At 35.5% G+C, this 12,565-nt stretch carries 9 protein-coding genes and 1 pseudogene; 2 read left to right on the plus strand and 8 right to left on the minus strand.

What is annotated here, in order from left to right; genetic code table 11:
• From AC3DU7_RS11220 to AC3DU7_RS11255, 8 genes and pseudogenes are all read right to left on the minus strand, one after another.
• Positions 1-1,036, minus strand: a 1,036-nt coding sequence (locus tag AC3DU7_RS11220; RefSeq protein ID WP_488039433.1) for a transglycosylase domain-containing protein, incomplete at its 3' end; no start/stop codon positions are given.
• 229 nt (positions 1,037-1,265) lie between these two features.
• Entirely contained in the window at positions 1,266-1,604 is a 339-nt protein-coding gene (locus tag AC3DU7_RS11225; protein ID WP_488039434.1) for a DUF433 domain-containing protein, read from the minus strand.
• Between the two features lie 136 nt (positions 1,605-1,740).
• Entirely contained in the window at positions 1,741-2,307 is a 567-nt protein-coding gene (locus tag AC3DU7_RS11230) for a Uma2 family endonuclease (RefSeq protein WP_488039435.1), read from the minus strand.
• Between the two features lie 574 nt (positions 2,308-2,881).
• Complete coding sequence (locus AC3DU7_RS11235) at positions 2,882-4,294, minus strand: hypothetical protein (RefSeq protein WP_488039436.1); 1,413 nt, start codon at positions 4,292-4,294, stop codon at positions 2,882-2,884.
• A complete protein-coding gene (locus tag AC3DU7_RS11240; RefSeq protein ID WP_488039437.1) occupies positions 4,287-4,655 on the minus strand; it encodes a hypothetical protein in 369 nt (122 codons plus the stop codon). The genes AC3DU7_RS11235 and AC3DU7_RS11240 overlap by 8 nt, the downstream gene beginning before the upstream one ends.
• A gap of 77 nt (positions 4,656-4,732) precedes the next feature.
• Positions 4,733-9,409, minus strand: a complete 4,677-nt coding sequence (locus AC3DU7_RS11245; RefSeq protein WP_488039441.1) for a CHAT domain-containing protein — start codon at positions 9,407-9,409, stop codon at positions 4,733-4,735.
• Between the two features lie 84 nt (positions 9,410-9,493).
• A pseudogene (locus AC3DU7_RS11250) lies at positions 9,494-9,883 on the minus strand (Clp protease N-terminal domain-containing protein); the annotation flags it as partial.
• A 77-nt stretch (positions 9,884-9,960) separates the two neighbouring features.
• The gene (locus AC3DU7_RS11255) at positions 9,961-10,260 is read right to left on the minus strand and encodes a BrnT family toxin (protein WP_488039438.1); all 300 of its coding nucleotides are present in this window, start codon (positions 10,258-10,260) and stop codon (positions 9,961-9,963) included.
• A 337-nt stretch (positions 10,261-10,597) separates the two neighbouring features.
• On the opposite strand from AC3DU7_RS11255, the gene AC3DU7_RS11260 reads away from it, so the two are divergent.
• Both AC3DU7_RS11260 and AC3DU7_RS11265 read left to right on the plus strand, forming a co-directional pair.
• The gene (locus tag AC3DU7_RS11260) at positions 10,598-11,947 is read left to right on the plus strand and encodes an ABC transporter substrate-binding protein (protein ID WP_488039439.1); all 1,350 of its coding nucleotides are present in this window, start codon (positions 10,598-10,600) and stop codon (positions 11,945-11,947) included.
• A 290-nt stretch (positions 11,948-12,237) separates the two neighbouring features.
• A partial coding sequence (locus tag AC3DU7_RS11265) for a carbohydrate ABC transporter permease (protein WP_488039440.1) occupies positions 12,238-12,565 on the plus strand: 328 nt, incomplete at its 3' end.

Raw genomic sequence — 12,565 nt, forward strand, 5'->3', positions numbered from 1 at the left:
CATAAGCTAATACTTCTCCAGTCTGATTATTAATTACAATAGCAGCAGCATGATGCACATTATAAGGGGTAAGATTTTGAATTACTTGTTGTACTTGGGTAGTGACAAATTGTTGTAAAGGTCGATCAATAGTAGTACGAATAACTGTAGGAATAGTTGTTGTAGATAAGTTTTGATTTATGACAGTAGATTGATTTTGAGATAACCAAAATAGAAAGTGTGGCGCAGCAATAATACCTTGATTTTTTGGTTGTAGAGTTATTTTTTCCGCAAGTACTTTTTCAGCTTCAGCACTGGTAATATAATTGTCTTCAACCATGCGCTTAAGAATGTAAATTTGGCGTTGTTTGAGCAGACTCCAATTATAGTAAGGGTTGAGGTCAGTGGGGTCGTTTGGTAAGGCAGCGAGAATAGTAGCTTGGGCGAGGTTGAGGTCCATAGCTGAGATGCCAAAATAAGCACGGGATGCTGCTTCTACGCCATAGATATTTCCTCCCATCGGTAAACGGTTGATATATGCTTGCAGGATTTGATTTTTGTTCATCCCTGCTGTGATGCGCCAAGATAGCCAAATTTCACGAACTTTGTTGCCGAAGGTGCGGGGTGTGGGTTCCAACATTCGGGCAAGTTGCATGGTGATAGTAGAAGCTCCACTAACTATTTGTTTAGCTTGGATAGCTTCGAGGAGCGATCGCCCTATTGCTTTCATGTCTAGAGCGCCATGTTGATAATATCTTTTGTCTTCTGCTGCGATGATGGCGTTGATAAATAGAGGTGAAATTTGCTCTAGGGGGACGACTACTGTATTTTCTTGGTCGCGGGTAAGAATAGTTCCGAGTGGCAAACCGTTGCGGTCGATAAATTCTAGGGTTTGTTGGTTTTGAGCTATGTCTTGAGAGCGAATGGGGGCAAACAGAGGGAGCGCTCTGACACTCAAGCACAATAGTATAAAGCTCAGAATAAATTTAGACCTTGGTTTGGTTTGCTGCCATTTTTGTTTAATATTTTTTGATATGTATTTAGAAATTTTTATCATAACAATTTTTATTATCAGCCATTTTCAGATCGTACCAATTTGAAAAAAGCAAAATTTGTAGGGTGTGTTAGATGGCTAAAATTCAGACTATGAGAGTCATTCAACAATCCATCGTAACGCACCATTTTAGATATGTCAGTCCACTACCCCCTGTTTTTGTATTCAGACAAGAATTGTTCAGATAGATACACAGATAAGGCAACAATAAAACCGTACATCCTTGCCAAAATCATTGTCTAGCTCTAGCCTCCTCATTTTCTTTGATAGCACGTTCGATTTCCTCGGCATTAGCTTCAGCATAAAGCCAAGCATTTTCTAAATCGGAAATACGCACAGTAGGATAACACTTGAGAAGTTCGGTATCGCTTACCCCCAAATTTCGATAATTCACCAACACCCACACAGGTATGCGAGTACTAGCAATACAAGCATCACCACCACAAACACCGGGAGTTTTTTCAATACCAGACCAAGTATTAGCCAAACTTTGAGTTAAAAGTTGAATAGCTTGAAATTTTTCTGCTGGAGTTAGTGCCAAAAGTTGGGATTCTAAATCTTTTAATTTCATCTTAATCTAGTTCTCAATAAATTGGTCAGTGGGAGCATCTTGCTCCCGTTGTCAGAAATCACAATAAATTTTTTGGTGCGTTACGCTTCGCTTAAACACACCCTACATCTTCTGTATTAGCTTCAGCTAATGAATCCTATTTTAAAGTTACATCTTCATACAAATTCTCAATGCTAGTCCGAAAGTCAATGCTTGCCAGGTGAATTTCACTGCCTTGAGTGTAAGCGTGCAATACCCAAAGACCTTCAGCATTACGACGAAAGCATTCTACACGTTGGCGTTTTTGGTTAATTAAAACGTATTCTTGCAAGGTTGGTAATTGCTGATAATTGGCAAATTTATCACCGCGATCGAATGCTTCTGTGCTTTCGGATAAAACTTCCACTATTAAACAAGGATATTTTTTATGATTTGGCAAAGCTTTATCTCTGGTGTCGCAAGTTACCATAACGTCCGGATAGTAGAATGTATTGGTAGTTTCTATATGAGCTTTCATATCTGACATATAGACACGACAACCACTGCCTCGGAGATAATTTCTTAACAGTGCAAATAAGTTTCCAGCAATTGTCACATGGGCATCACTAGCACCTGCCATTGCGTATACTTGTCCATCAATATATTCGTGTTTGACGGGACTGAGTTCTTCTTCTGTGAGATATTCTTCAGGAGGAATATAATTTGTGTTTTGGTTAGCAATCATGGTTTTGGAGAAGGTTTAATGAGTACAAAAACTTTGAGCGCGAGCGCTTAATTATTTTGTACTTATTTCATTGTAACAATATTTTTTAAATTGGTATTACTTTGATGTTTTTTACCTATATTTTATCATTTTTCATAAGTTATATCATGTCCGGTTGAATAGTGATAAATAACGAGAGAAGAGTCAGGAGATCCCCCCTAACCCCCCTTGAAAAGGGGGGAACTGGAAGTACCCCTTAAAAAGGGGAATAATGGGGGATCATTGATGTACCGCACGCCTTATGAAAACTGTTATATTAAGCAAGTTTTTTTATCACTAATTATCCGGACATGATATTAATTGGTAAACTATTTATTTTTGATAAATGGTGTTATATAAAAGAAGTTAAAGCCATAAATAAACAACTTAATATTTAGCTATTTTTAGGGTGTGTTTCGGCTAAGAGCCGACATGTTTGCAGAGCATTCCGTAGGAAAAAGCGCTAGCGTAACACACCAAAACCCTATATCTATTGTCAGTGCTTAAGTCCTGCCGAACATTCAGATACTACAAAGTGCAGTTAATACTTCTTCATTCAGCCAATTCTCCTTTTCAGAATCTGAATAATAACGGTGAATGCTGCTCCTGTAATACCAAAAACTAAACTTAAAAATAGTGCTTGAGTCAAGGGATGGAGATGGTTAGAAGAAAACGGTGGTAAGATAGGTTTTCCGGGATCTGCTGCAACTATATATCGAGCAAAACTAGCACCAATTCCTGTTGATGTTAAACCTACACCCATAATTGCTATAGTATTTTGGAAAGAGCGATCGCTCTGAGCTTGTTCTATGTTTACTCTTCCCTGAATAGCTGTCATCGCCTTTTCTAGTAATGTTGCTCCATGCTGAAAGTAGCCTAAGTCCGATTGGAGTTGTTCTCTGAATAAGCGATAGTCTTCGTCAAAAAATTGAGAAAGGAAACTGAGATTTTCCCCTGGAAGTTGGCTTTGAATATCGTTGAGTTCTCGTTTATAGTTTTGGGCGTTAATGTCAATGGTTAGACGATAGTTATCTAAGTCACGAGTTAATTGATTATATGATAAATATTTTTGGGGAATGTCTTTTAAGTATTTTTTGAATTGATTTAATTCCTTTTGAGTAAGATTTTTATCAACTGGCATTCCCTGGAAAATTTCCTGAATATAGGGTTCGATAGCTAGATACTCCTCGTAAAGTACATAATGAACTTGACGACTGAGTTTGTAAGCTGTGACGACCTTGTTTAAATAACAAAATAGATTAACAAAAGATGAATAATGGTCTGTAAATTTCTTGTCGGTGTCAGTTTGACAGAATATCCAAACCAATACATGGCAGTAGTCCTTTCCTTGAGTGGGAACGCCGTATTCAAAAATAGGACTGCCAAATAGTTGATCTTCTCGATAAAATTCAGGGCAAGAATATTCATTAGGAATAAATTCTCTTAAACAATTGTCTGCAAGTTCCCTAAGTTGTTGGCGATTTTGTAAAGATTTCCACGGCAACCACTGTTTTTCTTCTGTGTACCAAACTGTTAGGAGTAAGGTTTGACCTAGAGAACTCCCTATTTCAGTAGGCATGAAGCACCCCGAAGGGTTAAGGAGTTCCAGAAAGTTTGGGTTTAGGAGGTTTGTTTTTTTCCCATTTTCGTCCAATTCTGGACGGCGAACATTGAGAGCAAGGGTATAAGTATCGTGAATGCGGATGGGAGTGGCAAGTCCGGTAATTGGGAGAAGTGTGGCATTTAGGGAGACTTGACTCTCAAAGTGGAGAGCCACATCATCCTTTGTTTTGTCTTTGAGCAAGTCAACCCGATATCCTATTTGCTCTTCAATTTCTAGGGGTTTGGTAAGGCCAAATTTTTTAGAGAGAATGGTGTTGCATTTGTCCCAGAGTAAGTCGGGGCGATCGCTTTCTTTTAAATGAAAGGCAAATAAGTGGACATTGGGGGCATAGACTTTTCTAGTCATTGTTCTGATTTTTGTCAGGTTTTGCTGAATCAGATTTCGTTGAGTTAGTTATTTCAGATAGTTTTTCCTTGACCTTTTCGCTCAGTTCTTGGAAGAAGTCAGTGAGACGAGGAGATTGATTTGCTTGGGAGGGTGGGACTTCTTCCAACTGTTTCTTCTTCTGTGCTAAGTCTCTGAGACCATCCCTAATTTGTGGTCGTGCTTTATACCAATCTCTGAGAATTTCCTTGGCATTTTCTGGAGGATTATTCTCCCAAGAGGCCAAGATTTGCAGCAAATCTTGAAGATCGTCAGTAGAAAACAGTTCTGGTCTTTCTTCTATAAAAAGGGGAAGAAATTGAAGTCGGCGATAAGTAGTCATTTTCAACAAGGATTTTTAGTTATTAAGTTGACTTGTGATACTTCGTAGTTTAGATAGATTAAACAAAAATCTCCAGCTTACTTTCCAACAGCGCAAAAACCTGCCCAGTAGTATGACTTTTGGTAGGGTTGTTCGCCAGGGTAAAAATCTTCTAGCTCATCCTGAATTTGCTCGACAAGCTCTCCTTCTAATTTTAACTCGCTTACCCATTTTTGTAGTTCGGCTGTCGTAGAATCCCGCAACCATAGTTGGGCTTGGTTGAGAGCGGTCGCTACATTCAATTCATTTTTTTCAGTTAGTTGTCGTAGTAAGTTTTCATAGAATTTAATCAGTAAAAAAGCTGTTGCCTGATCGTCTACACTCCAAAGGCTACCAACAATACTGGAGCAACCAGCATAGAGAAAAGCACTAGGTAATCCCACATATTCACTTAAAGTATAAAAATCAACTTGACCTGTTTCACAAGCTGACAAAGTAATCAAATAACATTTGCGCAAATCTAGTTCAAATATCTCTCCTAATGTTAAAGGTTCTTTGTTCGCTAAAAATAAACCAGCAAATAGAGGCATTTGATGAACAAATTTACCATGACAGGAAAAGTGCATACAGTTAGCTACTTTTAATTCTTGACTTTGGTATAGATTAATTTTTGTTGCATAATCTTCAGGTAAAATTTTAATATTAGGTGCAACTGGTTTTACTAATTTTTCGATCATGTTGACTTCTAAACTAGCAAATGAGAGGTCTTTAGTTGGATTTTGAATAGCGAAAAAATTATTGAAATCAAGTTGTTTCCTATCCGAAGATATTTTGTGTAATAATTGGCTGCAAGGAATATAATTAACACCTGCCTGAAAGTGATCTATTAAACACTTAGATTCAGACAAAGGAAGCGCGTGAAGGGGAACTAAATGAAGACACCAATGAGGAATTAACAGCATTTTTTTATATTGAGTATTGTAAACCTTTTCAAGTTCTTGCAATTTCTCAATAATCTTGTTAAGCTTAAGAGCGCTAGCAAAACACTCTAAACGAGAAGGTAGTGAATCTATCCATTCTTTAGTTTTATCCTTTTCCTTGCTTTGTTCCCAGTAGCTAGCTAACCAATCAAAGATTTCTTTTAATACTGGTTCGTGATCTAATGATAAAACATAAGGCTCAGACAACTGTGGAGTAATTATAAAAGTTACTAACGCTGTATTTGGCAAAAAATACCAGCTAATAGCACAAGTGTCGGATTGGGTCAGTAAAGATTTAATCTCTTGAAAATCTAGTGGTTTTACCTGTTCTTGAAGTATAAAATCAGATTCTTTACTCTGAATGATTTGATTTTTTTGTTTTTCCAAATTTTCAAGCTGTTGACGCAGCGCAGTCCGATTCAGTACATCGTTATTAAGTTGATAAGCAGCATCAATATAAAGTCGTTGCTGAACTCTAATAATTTCTTGCTTGAGACTTTTTAAACGCTCAATTTCTATGGCAGATAGACCATCGGGATAACGATCTCGGCTATTAATTTGCTCTACTAAGCTAAGTGCTTTATTTCGTTCGCTATACTCAAATGCTTTCTTTTTATATTCTGCTTCAGTCTCTCCCAGTTTCAAACAAATTGAAATAATAAAGCGATAAAGATAATCATATTTGGCAGACCATTTTTGCTTAGATTCTTCATCAGAAATAACTTCTACTCTCAAATTTTCTATTTCATCAATAGCTCTGGCAAAATTTTCATAAGCTAATGGAAAATTCTGAATATTTTGATAAAACTTACCTAAATTGGAATATATGTTAGCTACCATCTCTTGAGCGCCTTGCTGTTGAAAATGCGCTAAACATTTTTGACTATTTTCTAAGATTTTTGCCGTTTCAGAAGGTTCAACTACGTCCCCGCTAACTGATAAAATTCGCAACTGCTCTATATAAATAGAATTTAAATTAGTATGCAAAGATATGTACAGTTCTGGCGCGCTTTTCTGATTAGCTATTTTTAATGCTTCTTCCAAACAATTTCTAGCTTGTTTACAATAACTTAACTTAGATTTTACATCAGATTCCTCATCTGCTCTCCTTAGATAAATAGTCCCCAAATTGTTTTTAACTATAAGATATCTATCAGGAAAATTATCTACTCGGTAGACTTCCAGTGCATAATTAAAAGCATTAATTGATTTTTCCCAGTCTTCAAGATTTCTATGAGCTATCCCTAATTCAATATAAGTATCAGCCCATTTCAAAGGATATTGGTATTTCGTATAAACTAAAAATGCTTTTTCACAGCAAGAAATAGCATCTAGTAGATTTTTCTTAACATTCCCTGATTTTCGTTCGGTATAAAGTGCTGCTAAATTATGTTGTATTTCAGCCCATTTTTCTGGATCAATTTCTTGATTAAGTACCTCTAAGGTTTTATTATAATAATCAAGTGATTTTTCTTTATTGGTAATGGGGTCTCCTTGAAGGCGGTCAAAATAAGCCTTCGCCATTGTATTCATTACTTCACACCAATTTTTCCGATGAGATTGGCGTTGATAAACTGATAAAGCTTTCTTGCAATATTCAATTGCTTCTTCTATATTTTCTGATTTCTTGCCGTTAAGACGAGATAGATATGTATTAGCTAAATTACACTGATTAATAGCCCATTCATTAGGAAAAGTATTGTTCGTTAATATCTTTAAAGATTCCTTATATAGCTTAATTGCCTGTTCTTGATTAGCAGCTTTATCACCCTCAATTCTCAGATTCAAAATCATAGCAAGATTCGTAATAGCTTTCGCCCAATTTTTTTGATATTCTGGTTTATTTGAGAAAACTTCAATAGCTTGTTCTATAAATTGTTTGGCTTTTTCTAAATGCTTGGCTCTTTCAGTCACAAATTGTTTATGAATCATAGCTATATAGATTTGATTCCAAGCCCACTTTTCAGGGTATTTGTCACGGGTATAAAATAGACATACTTGTTGATAGCATTCAATTGCTTTAAGCAAATTTTTTTCTCGATCTTTACCTAACAAAATTTCATAAGTTTTAGCTAAGTTTATTTGACATTCTGCCCACTCTTTGGGGTGATTTGTTATTGTATAAAACTGTAAAGCATTCTCATAACAATTTACAGACTTAAGTAAATTATCATTAACATTACCTTCCAAGCTTTCTTTGTAGGTCATGCCAAGTAAATTTTGTAACTCTGCCCATAGCTTTAAATTATTTTCTTTTTTACATAACTCTATAAGATCTTTTAAAGTCTTAACATCTACTTCAATATCTTGATTACCAGTCTGAGCTATTTTAATATATTCATTATCGTCAGTAGGTGTTTTTTGAGGATTGCAGTATTGTTGTAATACTTCAATTTGATTAGTAATGTTCTCTCTCAATTGTGAAAATTGTGATTCAGTGAAAATTTCTTGTGATTCAGTGAAAACTTTTAAAGATTCCCGATAGTGGTGAATAGCTTGTTGATAGTTTTCGATCCGAAAACTATTGTTATTTTGATTAGTTCCCATATCCCGATAAGCATTACCCAAATGTTTCTGAGTTTCAGCCCAATCTAAAGGATAATCTTGTTTGGTTTTAAATAGTAAGGCTTGTTTATAGTGAAAAATAGAGCGTTGTTGATTTTCAATAGGATCGCCGATTTTTCTTTCATTATAAGCTTGAGCTAAAGTGTACTGAGCGTATCCCCACTGTTTTCCATGACTTAAACGTTTCCAAACTTGCAAAGCATTTTCCCAACATTGAATACTTTTTTCTCGAAGTTCCGTGATTTTTTCAGTATCTTCTTCTAATTTGAAGTTAATAAAGTCATCATAGAATTTCCCGAAATTATATTCGAGAACTGCCCATTCCTCTACAAGGTCTTGTTCCAAGTAAACTTTTGAAGCTTTTTTAAAACATTCCTCAGCTAAACAGAAATTATCCTTTTTATTCCCTTGAATTCTATGAATATAAGCAACAGCTAAATTAAGCTGTCCATTAGCCCACTCAGTAGAATTTTGATCCTCCAACTTTGAAATTTCTAAGTAGATACTAATAGATTGTTCAATATTTTCTGCTGGATTTCCTCTGAGCCGATTTCGGTAAGCTTTTGCTAATTCACTTTGGGTAAATATCCAATTTTTAGGATTCGTTTCCTTTGTTTTTCCATAAATTGATGTAGAATTTTGTAGAGATACAATAGCAATTTCTATATTAGTTGGCTTGTCTCCATAGTCAAAATTAATTAAAAGAGTACCTAAATTCCCTAAAGAATAAGCCATCCAATTAACTTGTTCTAGCGATACATTTTTTACCATAGGAAAAACATGATTTTGCAAAATATCTATTAGTTTTTCATTGAGTAAGTTTAAGTTTTTTCGTAAATAAGGATAAATATATTGTGGATTGGCATCATGGTCAAAAATTAGAGAAAGCAACTCTAGAATAAATTTTATTTGGCGGCTTGTATCCACCTCTTCTGCTATAGGATTATTTGATTCCAATGTCTCTGATGAGACTGGTAAAGAAGAAGTGGAAACAGGAGATGGTAAAGTTTTAGTTATTTGTTCTGCAATTGAATTTAACAACTCAGCATCCTGAATATTTCCCTTGTTTTGTTCAGCTTCGCCCCTCTGTCTTATCATCTCAATTAATCCAGCATCTAGCAATTCAGAATTATCATCTAAAATACTTTCATGTTGACTTTGAGGAGACCTCAGTAATTGTTCTATTAAATAGAAATATTTTTGGCTACGCTCTGGATTTTGATAAATCATTTCTTGCTCTTCCTTTTGTAATAGATTTTCCTGAATCGGTTTGTCACTAAGTCCCTCAAACAATCCTCCTCCTTTCCGTCTGCCAATGATTTCAGATCGGACTTGTGATAGGTTAACCCCCATGTTTTCCAGAACTCTAGCTCCTACTCCCTCTTCTTCACGAACTAAAGCCAATAAAAGATGTTCTGTGGCAATCTCTTTGTCTCCTAACTGGTGAGCTTCTGTTGAAGCTAACTCTAATACCCTTTTAGCTTTTGGGGTAAAAGGTATTTCTGCTTTAACCGATCCTGACCCTCTACCAATAATTTTTTCTACTTCAATGCGCGCATCTTTTAGATTGACTCCTAGAGATTTGAGAGTCTGAGCTGCCACACCAGTTCCTTCTCCAATCAACCCCAAAAGAATTTGCTCGGTGCCGACAAAATTATGTCCCATTCGCCGAGATTCTTCTTGGGCGAGCATAATTGCTTTAATCGCTTTTTCATAATGAAACTTAGCATCGGGATGGTAAAACTTGCCTTGTTCTGCTTGGGAAAAGTCGTATTCTGATTTCATAATTGCCTCTCTTGATAAACTTTAGTTTCAGTTAAAGTAGCTTTACGAGCTGAAATAATCCGAATTAGATAGGAGGATTTATTTATTTCTTTAAAGGTATGGACAACAACCCTTAAAATACCCGTTTCATCTAAGCCTATAGTAATCCATCTATCTTCATATTGACTATGTTCTTCATCATAGATTGTTAATTGATAAGGATCGTTGAAAATAGTTGATGCCAAACGAAAATTTAATTTATGTTTGTGAATATTTTGTTTTTCTTTGGCCGGATTCCAATCAAAGTTATAATCCAAAGCAATGTATCATCGTAAATTAAATACAAGTCTATTATAATAGAAAATCTGGCTTTATTTATTACTGTCATTTTCTAAGAGCTTGTAGTTAGATAAATATAGTAAAAACTTCTTTTTAGAGGATATCTGAAAAGTTGTTTAATACTGAATAGAAGCCCCCCTAGCCCCCCAATTCTGGGGGGAACAAGAATCCATTAGCTTGGCTGATAAAAGTCCCCCAATTTTGGGGGATTTAGGGGGCGAGTAATGTAGCAAATGAGACTTCTCAGACAACCTCTTAGTCAACTCTTTAATTAAAAACTAGAAGTCATTGTTTATTCTTGAATCTACTAAAATAATGAAACATACTAAATTTTTCAACCTTACTCTAGAAAAACTAATACCAAAAATTCATGCCTGGTTAAAATTCCTGATAATTAGACTAAAAAAACAATTCCAAATAAGCATTTTAATTATAGCAACTTTCCTGGGTATTTTATATAGCTCAATTTCACCTGCACTTACCCAGGAAAAACCTGTAACTATCCAAGTATTAATGTCAGCTACCACAGCTACTCAATTAGAACCAATTCAAACAGACTTTAACAAAAATCACCCAAATATTAACTTAGAAATTGTCAAAGCTCCTAACGATACTAATTTAGTAGAAGACCTTTATACTTCCTCTTTTTTACTAGGAGATTCACCCTATGACCTAGCTTATATGGATACAGTTTGGGTGCCAAAATTTGCTGCTGCTAACTGGTTACAAGACCTTTCTGAAAAAATTGATAAACAACAATTAAAAGAAACTTATGTGTCAGGAGATATAGAAGGAGGAACTTACAAAAATAAACTTTATTGGATGCCATTAGTCTCCAATGGAGGTATGCTTTATTATCGCACGGACTTATTAAAAAAAGGTGGATTTGAACCTCCCAATACCTTTGAGGAGCTAATCAAAATATCGCAAGAATTACAACAGCAAGGATTAGTTGAATGGGGATATATTTGGCAAGGTAAACAATATGAAGGTTTATCCGCAATGTTTATCGAAATCCTCAAAGGTTATGGAGGTTTTTGGGTTAATCCAGAAACAAATGAAGTAGGATTAGATAAACCAGAAGCTATAGAAGCAGTAGACTTTTTACGCACAACTATTACCGCTGGAATTTCTCCTCCTGGAGTAACTACTTATGCAGAAGAAGAAACCCGTCGTTTATTCCAAAGTGGTAAGACTGTTTTTCTGCGCAATTGGCCTTATGTATATCCATTAGCATCAAAATCAGAAATAGCTGAAAATTTTGCTATTAAACCAATGGTTCATGCTTCAGGAAAAGAAAGTGGAGCTTGCTCTGGTGGATGGGGATTAGGAATAGTTAAAAGTACAAAACATCCAGAGGAAGCATGGGAAGTTATTCAATACTTCAACAAACCAGAAGTTCAACGTAAGTTTATTTTAGCAACAGGTCTTGTTCCGGCGAGAAAATCACTTTTTAATGACAAGATTCTAGTAGAAGAATTTCCTTACTTACCAAACTTATTTCCAGTAGTTGAAAATTCTGTATTACGTCCTCCCATTGCTCAATATGCTCAAGCTTCAGATATTTTACAACGTTATCTTAGTGCTGCTTTAACTGGTTCCCGTACTTCAGAATTAGCAATGAAAGCTGCAGCAGCAGAAACTCGTGCTTTGTTGGGAACTTGAAGAAGGAGATGGGGAGATGGGGGGATGGGGAGATGGGGAGATGCAGAAATATTTGGCAATGGCGTTTTAATGGAACATTTTTTTATACCTAATTAAGTAGGCACAAATAAACGTCACTATATAAGGAAATGTTGATGCAGTTGAAACTCTTGAGATTGCTTCCTTCCACTCCGTTCCAGTCGCAATGACGTAGTTGTAAATTTTCTCTCCTACATACTTATAGCTGTTTAATGTGGCTATAAAAAGCTATTATTTATTCCCAACCTATTGCTCAAAAACCGTAGAAATTAATGACAATAAACATAATTGAAAAAAGAGAAAAATTAACAGGATGGTTCTTGATTTTACCAGCTATTCTAGTATTACTATTCGTATTTGTTTATCCTATTGGCAGAGCTTTTTGGCTAAGTCTATTTACAGAAAATTTAGGTACTGAATTAAAGCCTATTTTTTCCGGCTTAACAAACTACGGTCGAATGTTAAATGATGGTCGTTTTTGGCAAAGTTTATGGAACACTACAATATTTACAACTATCTCCATTTTTCTAGAATTAATATTAGGCATGAGTATCGCTCTTATCTTAGATAAATCATTCCGAGGACGAGGTTTTGTTCGTA

This window comes from Okeania sp. (assembly GCF_983059655.1).